Source organism: Streptomyces luteogriseus, from assembly GCF_014205055.1.
Classification (GTDB): Bacteria; Actinomycetota; Actinomycetes; order Streptomycetales; family Streptomycetaceae; genus Streptomyces; species Streptomyces luteogriseus.
Map to the genome: position 1 here is coordinate 5,971,049 of NZ_JACHMS010000001.1, position 14,939 is coordinate 5,985,987.

At 72.6% G+C, this 14,939-nt stretch carries 12 protein-coding genes; 7 read left to right on the plus strand and 5 right to left on the minus strand.

Going from position 1 to position 14,939, the window contains the following annotated elements; genetic code table 11:
- Nucleotides 1-12 precede the first annotated feature (12 nt).
- From BJ965_RS26480 to BJ965_RS26500, 5 genes are all read left to right on the plus strand, one after another.
- Entirely contained in the window at nt 13-954 is a 942-nt protein-coding gene (locus BJ965_RS26480; RefSeq protein WP_184911561.1) for an ABC transporter permease, read from the plus strand.
- Nucleotides 955-957: 3 nt separating this feature from the next.
- A complete protein-coding gene (locus tag BJ965_RS26485) occupies nt 958-1,911 on the plus strand; it encodes an ABC transporter ATP-binding protein (RefSeq protein WP_184911564.1) in 954 nt (317 codons plus the stop codon).
- Nucleotides 1,908-2,951 (plus strand): ATP-binding cassette domain-containing protein, encoded by a 1,044-nt coding sequence (locus tag BJ965_RS26490; RefSeq protein WP_184911566.1) that lies wholly within the window; start codon nt 1,908-1,910, stop codon nt 2,949-2,951. Before BJ965_RS26485 ends, BJ965_RS26490 begins: the two co-directional genes overlap by 4 nt.
- A complete protein-coding gene (locus BJ965_RS26495; RefSeq protein ID WP_184911568.1) occupies nt 2,948-4,492 on the plus strand; it encodes a glycoside hydrolase family 32 protein in 1,545 nt (514 codons plus the stop codon). The genes BJ965_RS26490 and BJ965_RS26495 overlap by 4 nt, the downstream gene beginning before the upstream one ends.
- An 85-nt stretch (nt 4,493-4,577) precedes the next feature.
- Complete coding sequence (locus tag BJ965_RS26500; protein WP_184911570.1) at nt 4,578-8,150, plus strand: glycoside hydrolase family 32 protein; 3,573 nt, start codon at nt 4,578-4,580, stop codon at nt 8,148-8,150.
- Nucleotides 8,151-8,298: 148 nt separating this feature from the next.
- On the opposite strand, the gene uppS is transcribed toward BJ965_RS26500, so the two are convergent.
- From uppS to BJ965_RS26520, 4 genes are all read right to left on the minus strand, one after another.
- Nucleotides 8,299-10,176 carry a polyprenyl diphosphate synthase gene (uppS, locus tag BJ965_RS26505; RefSeq protein WP_313667075.1) on the minus strand — a complete coding sequence of 626 codons (1,878 nt, stop codon included), beginning with the start codon at nt 10,174-10,176 and terminating at the stop codon, nt 8,299-8,301.
- A gap of 67 nt (nt 10,177-10,243) precedes the next feature.
- Nucleotides 10,244-11,209, minus strand: a complete 966-nt coding sequence (locus BJ965_RS26510; protein ID WP_184911573.1) for a YihY/virulence factor BrkB family protein — start codon at nt 11,207-11,209, stop codon at nt 10,244-10,246.
- Between the two features lie 69 nt (nt 11,210-11,278).
- A complete protein-coding gene (locus BJ965_RS26515; protein ID WP_184911576.1) occupies nt 11,279-11,521 on the minus strand; it encodes a DUF6411 family protein in 243 nt (80 codons plus the stop codon).
- A 52-nt stretch (nt 11,522-11,573) separates the two neighbouring features.
- Nucleotides 11,574-12,287: an ANTAR domain-containing response regulator gene (locus BJ965_RS26520; RefSeq protein WP_184911579.1), complete on the minus strand. Its 714-nt coding sequence runs from the start codon at nt 12,285-12,287 to the stop codon at nt 11,574-11,576.
- A 186-nt stretch (nt 12,288-12,473) separates the two neighbouring features.
- Here BJ965_RS26520 and BJ965_RS26525 point away from each other — a divergent pair, with 186 nt between their 5' ends.
- Nucleotides 12,474-12,830, plus strand: coding sequence for an STAS domain-containing protein (locus BJ965_RS26525; protein ID WP_246546041.1), 357 nt, complete (start codon nt 12,474-12,476; stop codon nt 12,828-12,830).
- Nucleotides 12,827-13,780 (plus strand): anti-sigma factor RsbA family regulatory protein, encoded by a 954-nt coding sequence (locus BJ965_RS26530; RefSeq protein ID WP_184911585.1) that lies wholly within the window; start codon nt 12,827-12,829, stop codon nt 13,778-13,780. Before BJ965_RS26525 ends, BJ965_RS26530 begins: the two co-directional genes overlap by 4 nt.
- Before the next feature lie 46 nt (nt 13,781-13,826).
- Here the strand turns inward: BJ965_RS26530 and BJ965_RS26535 are convergent, their stop codons facing one another.
- Nucleotides 13,827-14,864 (minus strand): rod shape-determining protein, encoded by a 1,038-nt coding sequence (locus BJ965_RS26535; protein WP_184911589.1) that lies wholly within the window; start codon nt 14,862-14,864, stop codon nt 13,827-13,829.
- Between the last annotated feature and the right edge of the window lie 75 nt (nt 14,865-14,939).

Consider the following 14,939-nt stretch of genomic DNA (forward strand, 5'->3'; position numbering starts at 1 on the left):
AGCCGACGAGACATGACCGCCGTAGACATCGCGGGCGAGACCCCGGCCGAAGCCCCGTCAGCCCCGCCCACCGCGCAGGGACCGGGCCGACGACGCGGAGTGGCACGCCAGCTCCTCGGCAGCAAGAAGGCGCTGTCGGGCCTGTGCCTGCTCGTCGTCTTCGCAACTCTGGCGCTGCTCGCGCCCGTCCTCGCCCCCGGCGACCCGTCCCTGATCAACTCCACCGGCAGCCAGGCCCCGTCGGGAGCGCACTGGCTCGGTACGACCACCAAGGGACAGGACGTCCTCGCACTCACCCTGTGGGGCGCGCGCTCCTCGATGTTCGTCGGGTTCACCGTCGGACTCGCGGCGACCGGCATCGCCATCCTCGTGGGCCTCGCGTCCGCGTACTTCGGCCGGCTGTTGGACGACGCGCTGACCCTGATCACCAACGTCTTCCTGCTGCTGCCCGGCCTGCCGTTGCTGGTCATCCTGGCGGCGTTCCTGCCCCCGGGAACATCCACCGTCGTCCTGGTGCTGGTGATCACCGGCTGGGCGGGCTCTGCCAGGGTGCTGCGCGCACAGGCCAGGTCGATCCGCGGCAAGGACTTCGTGGCCTCCGCCGTCGTCACCGGTGAGCGCCCGCTGCGGATCATGTTCCGGGAGATCCTCCCCAACATGGCGTCCGTGGTGATGACCACCCTGCTGGGCTGTGTCGTCTTCGGCATCACGTCCCAGGCGGCGCTGGAGTTCCTCGGCCTCGGCGACAGCAGCGTCGTCAGCTGGGGCACCAACCTCTACTGGGCCAGCAACGACGGCGCGCTGATGACCGGCACGTGGTGGGTCTTCATCCCCTCCGGACTGTGCATAGCCCTCGTCGCCTTCGCGCTCGCGCTGGTCAACTACGCGGTCGACGAGATCACCAACCCGAGGCTGCGCTCCGTGAGGCGTCGACCCGTGAAGAGGAGGGGCTGAGCCATGGACCCCGTACTTGAGGTGCGTGACCTACGGGTCGAGTACCGCGGTGACGGCCGTACGGTCGTCGGGGCGGACAACGTGTCGTTCGAGATCGGCCCGGGTGAGATCTTCGGCCTCGCCGGAGAGTCCGGCTGCGGCAAGTCGACCATCGCCAACGCGGTGATGCGGCTGCTGAAGCCCCCGGCGGAGATCACCGCGGGCAGCATCCGCTTCCAGGGCAAGGACGTCCTCGCCTTGGACGCACGCGAGCTGCGCGCCTTCCGGTGGCGGGAGATCGCCATGGTCTTCCAGTCGGCGATGAACTCGCTCAACCCCGTCCTGACCATCGGCGAGCAGATCGTCGACATCTTCACCACCCACGAGCGGATGAAGAAGCGGGCCGCGCGGGAGCGGGCCGGCGAGCTGCTTCAGCTGGTCGGCATCGACCCGGGAAGGCTGAAGGCGTACCCGCACCAGCTGTCCGGCGGCATGCGCCAGCGCGTGGTCATCGCCATGGCCGTCGCACTGCGCCCCCGGCTGCTGATCATGGACGAGCCGACCACCGCGCTCGACGTGGTCGTGCAGCAGGAGATCATGGCGCAGATCCGCGACCTCCAGCGGGAGCTGGGCTTCTCCATCCTCTTCATCACCCACGACATGTCCCTGATGGTCGAGCTGTCGGACCGCATGGGCGTGATGTACGGCGGACGGATCGTCGAACTCGCCGACGCCAAGGACCTGTTCGCCCAGCCGCTCCACCCCTACACCGAGGCGCTGATGAACGCCTTCCCGCCGCTGACCGGCCCACGCCAAGAACTCACCGGCCTCTTCGACGCCCCACGCACCGCCGACAGCTGCGGCTTCCACGTCCGCTGTCCCGAGGACCGCTCGGACTGCTCCATGAACATCCCCGACCTGCGCGAGATCGCCCCCGGCCGCTGGGTGGCCCGCAGCCTCGAAGGAGCCCCCCGATGACCGAACCCCTGCTGTCCGTACGCGGTCTGACCAAGGACTTCCAGGTCGGCACCGTCTTCTCCCGGCGCCGCGTCCGAGCCGTCAACGACGTGTCCTTCGACCTGCCGGCCGGCCGGATCACCGCCCTGGTCGGCGAGTCCGGCAGCGGCAAGTCCACCATCGCCCGCTGCCTCGCCCGCCTCGAACAGCCCTCCGCCGGACAGGTGCTGCTCGACGGCGAGGACGTCCTGCGCACCGAGCGACGCCGGGCGTCACGGGCCTACCGCCGCAAGGTCCAGATGGTGTTCCAGGACCCCTTCGGCTCGCTCAACCCCGTCCACCGCATCGAGCACTTCCTCACCCGGGCCCTCGTCCTGCACGGCCATTCCGCCACCCCCGAGGCGCTGCGCGAGCTGATGAAAACGGTCGGCCTGACCGAGGACATGCTGCAGTCCTACCCGCACGAACTCTCCGGCGGCCAGCGTCAGCGCGTCTCCATCGCGCGCGCGTTGGCGGTGGAGCCGCGTCTCATCCTGGCCGACGAACCGACCTCGATGCTGGACGTCTCCGTGCGCGTCGGCGTGCTCAACCTGATGCGCCGCCTGCGCGACGAGCGGAACATCGCCATGCTCTACATCACCCACGACCTGGGCTCCGCCCGCTACCTCGCGGACACCACGATGGTCATGTTCGCCGGCGAACTCGTCGAGGGAGGGGACGCGTTGGCGGTGATGGACGCCCCCGCCCACCCCTACACCCGCCTCCTCCTGTCCGCCGTACCCGACCCCGAACGGGCCGGCAGCTACGACCCCGTCGAGCGCGCCCGCCTGCGCGAGGCGATCCTCAACCCCACGTCCTGCCCCTACGGCGACGACGGCACGTGCAGCCGCACCGAGCCAGTCCGCCACATCGTCGGCGAAGACGACGGCAAGCCCCACTGGGTGCGCTGCCACCTGCGCGCACCCGCCTCCGACATCGCCCGCCGCGTCCTCAAGGCCACCGACCGGCCGGACGACGAGGCCACCGACGACACCCAGAAAGCGGAGACCACCGCCGCATGACCCACGACCTCACCCTTCCCTCCGGCAGTCCCACCGCCGAGGGGCTGGCCGAGCGCGCCCTGCGCGACCCCCACCGCCCCGGCTTCCACTTCACCTCGCCCGGCGGCTGGCTCAACGACCCCAACGGGCTGAGTCACTGGAACGGCGTCTACCACCTCTTCTACCAGTACAACCCGCTCGCCGCCGCCCACCACCGCATCCACTGGGGCCACGCCACCAGCACCGACCTCGTGCACTGGGCCGATGAGCCGGTCGCTTTGGTGCCAGGCTCGGACGGCCCGGACCGCGACGGCTGTTGGTCCGGTGTCCTGGTGGACGACGGGGGAGTACCCACGCTCGTCTACTCGGGCAGGCACGGTGAGCATGAACTCCCTTGCGTGGCCAGGGGATCGGCGGATCTGACGTACTGGACCAAGGATCCGGCCAATCCGGTCATCACGGCCCCGCCCGAGGGCCTCGACACCACCGCCTTCCGCGACCACTGCGTCTGGCGGGAGGGCTCCGGCGAGAACACGGTGTGGCGTCAGCTGGTGGGCTCGGGAATCCGGGGCGTCGGCGGAACGGCCTTCCTGTACGAATCCGACGACCTGCGCAGCTGGCGCTACGTCGGCCCCCTGCTGACCGGCGACGCCTCGCAGAACCGGGGCGAGCTCGACTGGACCGGCACGATGTGGGAGTGCGTCGACCTCTTCCGGCTCGGCGAGGACGAGGAGGCCGGCGGCACCGACGTGCTGGTCTTCTCCGCCTGGGACGAGGGCACCACCCACCACCCCTTGTACTGGACCGGCCGCTACCAGGGCGACACCTTCACCACGACCGCCCTCCACCGCCTCGACTACGGCGGCCGCTACTTCTACGCCCCCCAGTCCACCCGTGACGAGCACGGCCGCCGCATCATGTTCGGCTGGCTCCAGGAGGGCCGCACGGACGAGGCGAACGCGCAGGCCGGCTGGTGCGGTGTGATGTCCCTGCCGAGGGTCGTCACGCTCGCCACGGACGGCGGCCTGCATCAGGCCCCGGTGCCGGAGCTGGCCGAGCTGCGGCGGGAGCGCGCAGAGGTGGCTCCGGGCCGGCTGGCCGGCTCGTACACCCGGCTGCCCGCCGTGCGCGGGGACCAGCTGGACATCGAGACAACCCTGCGTCTCGCTCCCGGAGCGACCGCCCGGCTCGTGCTCCGGGAGACACCGGACGGCGCGGAACGCACGGTCGTGGAGGTGAGCCGGTCACACGACGGAGCGAGCGGCACCCTCCGGCTGCACCGCGAGACCAGCAGCCTCGACTCGACGGTCGACACCGAACCCCGGTACGGCGAAATGCCGTTGGACCCCCACGGGCGGGTCGACCTGCGCGTCCTCGTCGACCACTCCGCACTGGAGATCTTCGCCAACGGGCGTGCCCTGACCGCCCGCATCTACCCCACCCGTCCGGACGAGGCCGTCGGCGTCGGTATCGGTGCGGACGGCGACGTGGCCCTGGAGCGGTTCGACGCCTGGCAGATGGCGTCGGCCTTCACCGACGGACCCCGGCCGCTGTGGCCGTGACGGTCTTACACACGGCCACGGCCCGCGGGGTGGACGTCCCCGCGGGCCGTGGCCCACCCTCCTCCGTTCTCCCTCAGGAGCCGCCATGAGCGTGTCCCGCCGTACCCTCCTGCTCGCCGGAGGAACCGCCGCCACCCTGCTGCCTCTCGGAGGCATCCTCCCCGCGGCACAGGCCGCCGCACCGAGCGCCGCCGGAGCGACCCCCGCCGCCACCCCGATTCCCGACCCCGTCCCCGTCGCCGGCACCTGGGCCCGCACCTCCGACGGTGGCCAGCAGGTGACCGCCGGCCGTCGCGGGCCCTCCCTCGCCCTGTCCGAGCAGCAACTCGCGGCCAAGGGCACGTACGCGGCCCGCGTCACGCCCCAATCCTCCTCCGCTGTAGGCGCGTTGGTGTTCCGGACAGCCCTCGACGGCTCGACCGGATACGCGGTCGCCCTCGACCCCGGCCGGGCCCGCATACGGCTCTACGACCTGGCCGGCGCCGACACACTCGCCACCGCGCCGCTGCCCGGCGCACGGGCCGGAAGGTCCTACGACCTCGAAGTGGCCGTCGACGGGCCGGAGTTGTCGGTGTACATCGACGGCAAGCGGCTCCTCCACACCCGGGACCACCGCCATGACAGCGGCTCGGTGGGCCTGCTCGCCCAGGGCGGCAAGGTCACCTTCGGCCCGCCCTCCCTCTCCTCGGTCACCACCAACCTCACCGGCTGGACCACGAGCGGCGGCACCTGGACGGCGAGTCCGCTGGGCTGGCGCGCGGCACCGACCCAGGGAGCCACCGCCCGCGCCGTCACCACGACCACGACGTACGACACCGCGCTCCAGGCCGACCTTCTCCTGGGCGAGGCCTCCGCCATCGCCTCACTGCTGGTGCGCACCGACGCCAAGGCCACGCGCGGCTACGGCGTCCAAGTCGACGCGGGCCAGGGCAGGCTGAGGCTCTACCGCATCGACGGCGACGTCACCCTCGGCACCTACGCGACCACCGTCAAGGCCGACACGGTCTACCGTCTGCGCATCGAAGCCGAACACGACGAACTGCGCGTGCACTGGCAGACCGACTTCCTCTCTCCCGACGGCTACAGCCCCGTCATCACCGCCCAGGACTCCACCCACACGAAGGGCCGACTCGCCGTCACGGCTTCGACCGGAGCGGTGTCCTTCGAGAACATCGCCGCCGCCGACCTCGTCACCGGCCTCCAGGGCTGGACGGCCCGCTCCGGCACCTGGACCCCGGACCTGCGCGGCATCCGCGGCGAGAGCGGCCTGCGCACGGCCCCCTTCACCGACGGCGACCTGGTGGCGAGGGCCGACATCACACCCGGCGACCGCTCCTCCTCGGCCGGCCTCGTCCTGCGCGCGTCCGCGAACGGTTCCGGCGGCTACGAAGCCCGCCTGGAAGCCGGCCGCAACGCCGTCGTCCTGCTGGACCGCTCCTCCGGCACCCGCCTCGCCTCCGCCTCCGGCCCGGTCCGGCGCATCGCGTCAGGCGGCACCTACCGCGTCGAGGCCCGCGCGACGGGCAGAACCGTCGAGGTGTACGTGGACGGCGTACGGGCGCTGAAGACCCGCGTGTCCCGCACCAAGGGCGCCGCCTTCGGCACCGCGGCCGCGCACGGGACGTCGTACTTCCAGAACGTCGAAGTCCGCGGCACCGCCGACCACTTCACCGAGCCGTACCGCCCCACGTACCACTACTCCCAGCTCACCGGCTCCACCAGCGACCCCTGCGGTCTGCTGCACCACGACGGCGAATACCACCTCTTCCACCAGGACGAGGGCCGCTGGGCGCACGCGGTCAGCACCGACCTCGTCCACTGGCAGCCCCTGCCGATCGCCCTGCCCTGGAACGCCTACGGCCACTGCTGGACCGGCTGCGCGGTCGTGGACGCCGACGACACCTCCGGCCTCTTCGACGGCGGCTCGGGCCTGATCGCCTATTACACGAGCTACCACCCGGACAAGCCGGGCGGGAACGCCGGCGTGCGCATCGCGTACAGCAAGGACAAGGGCCGCTCCTGGCAGCTGCACGGAGGCTCCAGCCCGGCCGTGCAGAACCCGGGCGGCCCCGATGCCGGCTGGACCTTCCGCGACCCGAAGGTCATCCGCGACGAGGCCCACGACCAGTGGCTGATGGTCGTCTCCGGCGGCGACCACATCCGCTTCTTCACCTCCACCGACCTCCTCACCTGGACCCAGGTCAGTTCCTTCGGCTACGGCGACTGGGCCACAACCGGCGTCTGGGAGTGCCCCGACTTCTTCCCGCTCCCCGTCGACGGCGACAAGAACCGGGTGAAGTGGGTCCTCACCCTGAGCACCGGTGCCGTACGCGCCACGAACGGCTCGGCCGCCCAGTACTTCACGGGTGAGTGGAACGGCACCGGTTTCACCCCCGACCAGAAGCCCGGCACGGTCCTGCGCGCCGACTCCGGCCGTGACTACTACGCCGCCATGTCCTTCTACGGCATGCCCGACGACCGCCGCGTCTGGCTCGGCTGGATGAGCAACTGGGACTACCCCTTCAGCGCCCCGACCGGCACCTGGAAGGGCCAGCTGAGCACCCCGCGCGAGCTGACCCTCACGGACACCGCCGACGGCGTACGCCTGGCGCAGCGCCCGGTCCCGGAGCTGGTCACGCTGCGCACGTCCACCACGACCCGCACGAACCTCGCCGTCGGCCCCACCTCCGCGAACCCGCTCGTGGGAGTCCGGGGCATCGCCTGCGAGATCGAGGCCGGGATCACCCTCGGCACCGCCACGGAGATCGGCTTCCGGCTCCGGACCGACGACGACCAGCACACGACCGTCGGATACGACGCCGAGGCCCAGGAACTGTTCGTGGACCGCTCGGCATCGGGCCTGAGCGACTTCACGCAGTACTTCACGGGCCGCACGACCGCGCCGATGAAGGCGACCGACGGCCGCGTGACCCTGCGGGTGTACGTCGACTCGTCCTCGGTCGAGGCATTCGGCGCGGACGGACAGGCCGCCGTGACCAGCCTGATCTTCCCCGGCCCGGACGCCGACGGCATGGCCTTCTACGCCAAGGGCGGTACCGCGCACATCGAGTCGCTCAAGGTGCACAAACTGGACGGCACCTACCGCCTCGTGGACCGAGTGAAGCCGCTACCGACCGCCCCGATCGGCGGCGAATTCCGCTCGGACCTGGGCAAGCTGACCATCACTCCCGCCGGCCGCTGGTCGACGGCCAGCGCGGGCCGCGCCGCGGTCTTCGACAAGGACTCCAACGCCATCTCGGCCCGCACGGCGACCGACCTGGACCTCACCACCCTGGTCCGACTCGGCAGCCCCGACCCGGACACCGGCGGCGCCCTGTCCCTCCTCTGGCGCGCCTCCTCCGACGGCACCGACGCCTACTGCCTCAACATCGACCCCGACCTGCGAGTGATCCGCCTGGTCGCCAAGACCGACGGCCACTTCGACGACGCCAAAGCCCTCGCCCGCGTCCCAGCCCTGGTCCGCCGCGGCACGACGTACCCCGTCCGCGTCCTCACCGAGGGCGACCGCATCCAGGTGTTCCTCAACGGCACCCGGATCATGGATGTGACGGACACGACGTACAGGAGCGGACACGTCGGCCTGAACGTGTTCGGGGGGAGGGCGGCGTACCAGGACACGTACGTGCGGGAACTGTGACCGCCGGGCGGCCCGAGCTGTAACACCGTAGGGGCTGTGCTTCGGAGAGCATGGCGCAGCCTCCGAGCGGTGGAAGGGGAATCCGCTGCCGGTGGGTTGGAGGCCACGCGTCCGATGAGACGCGGACCGTCGGGCCGGCGCACCCGGTTCACCCGCCCGGCCCCGCGGTAGGGGCCGTGGAGATGCGGGCTGCTGCCGGCCCGTCGGCAGCGGATGCGGCCGGGGTCGCGCCGAGGTGGCGCCGGCGGTGGGTGTAGGCGGTGAGCGCCTGCCAGAGGTCGCGGCGGTCGGTGTCGGGCCAGAGGCCCGGGGTGAAGTGCAGCTCCGCGTAGGCCGTGTGCCAGGGCAGGAAGTTGGAGACGCGCTGTTCGCCTCCGGTGCGCCAGAGCAGGTCCACGTCCGGCATGTCCGGGAGGGGCAGGTGCCGCGCGAAGTCGTCCTCGGCGATCAGGTCCGGCTCCAGACGGCCCTCCCGGGCCCCGCGGGCCAGGGCGGCGGCCGTGCGGGTGAGCTCGTCCCGGCCGCCGTAGTCGATGCACATCGTCAGCGTCAGGCCGGTGCGGGCACGGGTGGTGCGCTCGCGCAGATGGAGGATGTCGACCAGGTCGGGCGGCAGGCGGCCGGCGCGGCCGTGCCAGCGCAGCCGGACGTCGAGGTCGCGGAAGGGGTTCTCGGCCAGTTCCCGGCGCAGCAGGTCGAGGATCGCGTCGACCTCCTCCGGATCGCGGTGCCAGTTCTCCGTGGAGAAGGTGTAGAGCGTCAGGTGGCGCAGGCCGGCGTCCAGGGCGCCGTGCACCACCTCGCGGACCGCGGTGGCACCGGCGCGGTGGCCCTCGTGCCGGGGCAGACCGCGCTGCTGGGCCCAGCGGCCGTTGCCGTCCATGATCACGGCGACGTGGGCGGGCAGGTCACCGGGCGGGATCTCGGGGGGCCGCTCGCCGCTCGGGTGGGGCGGCGGCAGCCGGTGGGTGCCGGTGGTGGATGCCGGCCGGTCGGGCGCCGCCGGGCGGTGGGTGCCGGGGCGTTGCGGTGGGGGCACCGTCAGCGGGGTCAGGCTCCAGGCCAGGGCCGCGCGGGTCCGGGCGGGGGCGATGATGCGGACCCGGGTGCGCAGTGCGGGCCGGGGCGCGGTGCGGAGCAGGGCCGGACCGGCGGCGTCGATCGCGTCGAGCTGGGCGCGCAGCAGGGCGGCCATCGTGTGCAGGACCGTGGCGGGGCCGGGGTGCATCCCGCGGGTGAGGGACTCCTGGCTCACCCAGCGGCGGGCCAGGCCGGTCAGGTGCGTGACCAGGGCGGCGACCGCGGGGCTCCAGCGGCGCCGCGTCAGGTCGGCCGCCGACCCGGGGTGCAGGTCGAGGGCCTCGGCGGGCAGCAGGAGGTCGCCCTGGGCGAGGTCGGCGGCCAGGTCGGTGAGGATGTCGGTGAGCCGTACGCCGTCGAGGAACTCCTCGTAGGCCTCCCGGGTGTCCAGACGCAGGGCCACGGGGACACCGGCCCGGTCGAAGACCGTGCGGACCAGGCCGAACCAGGGCAGGAGGTTGTCCCGGCCCCAGGTGCGCCACTCGGCCCAGTCGGTGAAGTGCCTGCCGGCGGTGTCGTCCTGGACCTGGGCCATGGCGTCCCGCAGCTCGGACAGGTCCAGGCGCCAGCGGTTCGCGGTGTCGACGAGGGCCCGGCGGACCGGGTCCGGGCTGGAGCCGGTGGGCAGTTCGCGGTGCAGGGCGGTGATCCAGGCCCCGACCCGGGCGGCCCGTTCGGCGGCGGGCGCGGTGCGGTCGTCGCCCAGGTCGTCCAGGGCGTTGGCGGCTGCCCACAGGGCGTACAGCGCCGGGCGCAGGGGCGTGGGCACCAGCTGGATCAACGCGTACTCCGCCGGGTCCTCGTCCTTCGTCCGGCGGCGGCACAGTCGGTACGCCGTCCGCAGGGCCGGGTCGTCGCCGGTCACCGGGGGCTGGGCCGGGCCGGGGGTGGGGGAGGTCGCTTCTCGGTCTGCCGGCGTTGCGGTCGCGGGGGGCACGTCGCTCACACCCAGGACGATACGTCCTGGTTCTGCGCGGTGATCACAGGGGCCGGGCGCGCGTCAGCGCCGGACGTCACGGGCCCGGACCCGGGTCAGGGCGCACGGCCTCGGTGATGCCGGCCCGGGCCGCCTCGAGCTGGGCGGCGAACGCGATGCCGAGGAACAGGACCACACCGGTCAGGTTGGCCCACAGCAGCAGGGCCACGAACGCCGTCAGCGGCCCGTACACAGCGCCGAAGGAACCGCTCTTTGCGACGTACAGGGCGAGCAGCCAGGTGGCCGTGGTCCACAGCACCAGGTGGACCGCCGAGCCGAACGCCAGCCAGGTGTAGCCCGGTTGGTCCCGGCGGGGAGCCCAGCGGAAGATCACCGCCGAGGCGACCCAGGCGAGCACCACGCCCAGGGGCACGTCGAGGGCGCCCCACCAGTCGAGCCAGGTGCCGGACCAGCCGAGGGCCTCCACCACCGCACCGCCGACCGCGTCACCGGCCACGAGCACGAGGAACCCCAGGACCATCGGCATGCCCGCGGCGAAGGCGAGGAGCAGGGAGCGGCCGTACTTGGCCAGGAAGGGCCGGTCGCGCTCGATCCCGTAGATGCGGTTGGCGCCCCGCTCGACCTGGGCCATCGCCGAGGCCAGGTTGAGCACGGCGAAGGCCAGGCCCAGCCACATGGCGACGGCGCTCCAGACGCCGGAACCGGCGCTGCGCTCCGTGCCGTCGAGGGCGTCCTCGATCAGCTCCGCGCTGGCGCCGGGCACGATCCGGCCGAGGGTGAGTTCGATGATCCGCCCCACGCTCTCGGTGTGCACGGTGGTGGCGACCCCGACCAGGGCGATGGTGAACGGCACCATGCCGAGGACCACCTGGAAGGCGAGGGAGCGGGAGTTGCTGAAGCCGTCGGCGTAGCGGAACCGGGTGAAGGCGTCGACGAGGAGCCGACGGCCTCCGTAGCGCCGCAGCGCGGTGAACGCCTCGTCACCGGAGAGTTCCTCCCCGATCATGTCCCGCGTCTGCGGGACATGCACAGCGGTTCCCATCGAGAAGGTCTCCTTCTGCCTGCCCTGTGTACCGGATCAGCATGCCGGGCGCGCCGTCCGGCCGACGGGTCAGAAGGGCATACGGCCCCGCGTGCGGCGCCCGGCCGAGCCGCTGCGGCTCACCGCGCGGGAGCTCGTGTGGAAGGGCTTGCTGAAGAGCCTGCCCAGGACGCCGGGTGCCTTGCCGCCGGCGCGGGCACCGGCGCCGAGTGAACGCTGGGTGCCGCGTTCGGGGTGGCGCGAGAGACGGGGGACGAGGAAGGCGAGCACGGCCAGAAGCACGCACCCGGCGATGACGACTGCGACGATCACGGGTAACTCCCTTGGGTGGTCGGGGAGATACGGGTGCCCCGTCGTGCCGCGCCTATGTCGCCTTGCCGGTTCCCCGGCGGCGCCTGGCGACAGCCCGGTGCAGTGCCGTGCGCAGCTCCGGGGACGGCGGGGGGCCGTCCGCTTCCGCGCTCGCGGTAACCGCCGCCGCGACATCGCGCAGCTTCGTGTTCGACAGCTGGGACGTCTCCCGCAGGATGTGCCACGCCTCGTCGGAGGTGCAGCCGTGCGTGGCCATGAGGATGCCCCGGGCCTGGTCGATGACCGGGCGGGAGGCGATGGCCTGGCGGAGCTGCTCGACCTCCTCCTGCAGCACGTGCAGGCACTCCGCGCGTTCCAGGGCGACCGCCGAGGAGGCGGGGGCGGTCGGCGGCGCGGCGGCAAGCGGGTCCGTGACGGCCAGACCGGTCAGCGGGTCGGTCGTGTCCAGGCCCGCCAGCTCCAGGATCCGGCGCGGCTGGCCGTTCCAGTTCGTCGCCGTGACCGTCAGCGACCGCCGCCGCCCGTGGTCGGCCAGCACGTCCAGGAACTGCAGACCGGCCGTGTCCATGAAGTGCACGCCCGCCATGTCCAGGTCGACCCGGGCGACGGTGGCCGGCAGGCCCGCCAGGGCCCGGGCCAGGATGTCCGCGCAGCCGTGGACGAGCTCGCCGCGCGGGGTGAGCTCGGCGCGGTCCGCGTCGACGCGGCCGCAGATGACCAGGGTCTCCGGTCCTCCCGTGAGATGTGGTGATGCCGCTGAGGTCATGTCACCGCCTTGTCGGTCCTCGTCGGTCGTGTTCGTCTCGCCGGACTGCACGACGTCACTCGCCCCCCGTGGACGTCGGTGTGAGGTGCGCCTGCCCGCCGTTCGGCGTACTACACACCCTTTGAGGGAATGAGCTTTCGTCGTACGGGTACGTGCGCTGTGGTCCGGAAGCATCGGGAGAGGGCCTTGAACACTCGGCATCAGCTGTCGGAGACCGGTTCCCGAGGTCCGGAGCCGGGCCTCGCCGTGTTCCCGCTGGCCGGGCGGCGGGGCGTCCGGGCGGCCGGAGAGGTCGGTCTGACGACCCGCGCGATCTGGGAAGGCGTACTGGAACAGGCTGTTCGCGAGGACGATGACGTGTATTACCTGGAGTTGTCCGGCGTGACGTTCGTCGACGTCGCGGGCGCCGGCGCGCTCGCGGCCGCCGCGGGGCAGCTCCGGGACGGCCGGCGGTTCGTGGTGCGCAGGCCGCCGCCCGCCCTGCGGCGCACGCTGGACCTGCTGTGGCCCGACCAGAGGGGAATCGAGGTGTCGACATCATGACCGCTGCCGCCACCGAGCCCTTCGGGCCCCTCGCCCCCTTCGCCCACCCCGCGTTCTTCTACCGGGACGAGCAGGAGTACCTCGACGGCACCCTGCCGTTCGTGCACGACGGCCTGGACGCCGGCGAGCCGGTCGCCGTCGCCGTGCCCGGCAAGAACCTCGCCCTGATCAAGGACGCGCTGGGGGACGCCGCCGGGGCCGTGCGGCTGCTGGACATGCGCGAGGCCGGACGCAATCCCGGGCGGATCATCCCCGGCGTGCTGCGGGCCTTCGCCGACGCCCAGCCCGCCGGCCGCCGGGTGCGGATCATCGGCGAGCCCGTCTGGGCGGGCCGCTCCGACACCGAGTACCCGGCCTGCGCCCAGCACGAGGCGCTCATCAACGCCGCGTTCCAGGGCCGTACGGCGACGATCATGTGCCCGTACGACGTGGCGCGGCTGCCCGAGCACATGGTCGCCGACGCGTACGCCACCCACCCCACCGTCATCCACCCCGGCACCCGCACGGCCCGGGACAACGACGCGTACGCCCCCGGGGACGTCGTCAGCCGCTACAACGAGCCGCTGGCGCCCGTGCGGGACGCGCTGACGTTCTCCTTCGTCTCCGACTCGCTCCCCCACGCCCGGCACGTCGCCGTCGGGGAGGGCGCGCGGCTCGGCCTGGTCGGCGTGAAGCTGGACGACCTGGCCCTCGCCACGGCCGAACTCACCACCAACAGCGTGGTGCACGGCGGTGGTTCCGGCGTGCTGCGGGTGTGGGCCGAGGACGGGTACGTGGTGTGCGAGGTGCGCGACGAGGGGCGGCTCGCGGACATCCTCGCCGGACGCCGGCCCGTGCCCCGCGACCAGCGCGGCGGGCGCGGGATCCTGCTGGTCAATCTGATCGCCGACCTGGTGCGGGTGCACCGGAGCGACAGCGGGACGACCGTGCGCTGCTGGTTCGCACGCTGACCGGTGTCCGACGCTCGGGTGCTCGGGTGCTCGGGTGCTCGGGTGCTCAGTTGCTCAGCGGGTCCAGCGCCAGCGGCGCGATCCTGCCCTCCAGCATCGCGCCGAGACCCTGCACGGCGCACACGTCCGGGCGCTCGGCGATGTGCACCGGCATGCCCGTCGCCTGTCGCAGCATCTGGTCCAGGCCCGGCAGCAGGGCGCTGCCGCCGACCATCATGATGCCCCGGTCGGCGAGGTCGGCGACCAGGTCGGGCGGGCAGGACCGCAGCACCTTGCCGATGCCGTCCAGGACCGCGGTGAGCGGCGTCTGGATGGCGTCCCGCACGGCGGCGGTGTCGACCTGGACGGAGCGGGCCAGGCCGGTGGCGACGTCCCGGCCGTGGATCTCCGTGGAGGCCGGGCCCTGCGCGGTGAGGCCGTTGCCGGACAGGGCCAGCTGCAACGGCCGTACCGACTGGCTCGGCAGCATCAGCTCGTGCTCGTGGCGCAGGTGCTGCACGATCGCGTGGTCGACGGCCTCCCCGCCCACCGGGATGCGCTCGGCGGTGACGATCGAGCCGAGCGACAGCACGGCCACCTGGGTGGCCGCCGCCCCGCACACCATGATCATGGTCGCCTCGGGCTGCTCCACAGGCAGCCCGCAGCCGACGGCGGCGGCGATGAGCGTGTCGACCAGTTCCACGCGGCGCGCGCCCAGGCCGACGAGCGTCTCGATCGCGGCGCGCTGGGCCAGCGGGTCGGCGTCGTGCGGGGTGCAGGCCGCGGCGCGCAGGATCGGCTTGCGGCGCAGGCCGCGGCGCATCTTGTCGCCGAGCAGGTGGCGCAGCATGCGCTGCGCCATCTCGATGTCGACGACGGTGCCGCCGGAGACCGGCCGCACCACCCGGATGTAGTCCGGGGTGCGGCCCGTCATCTTCTCGGCGAACTCGCCGACCGCGATCAGGGCGCCGGTACGGGTGTTCACGGCGGCGGCGGACGGCTGGTCGACGACGAGCCCGGCGCCCTTGACGTAGACGCGTGTGCGGGCCGCCCCCAGATCGACGGCGAAGTGGCAGCGGCGCAACTGCTCCAGACTGGCGGTCATGGCAGGTCCTCCCGAGAGCACAGACCGTGGGGGGCCGCCAGGTGGCGGGCCTCGCAGACGTGGGTCCGCCGGGAC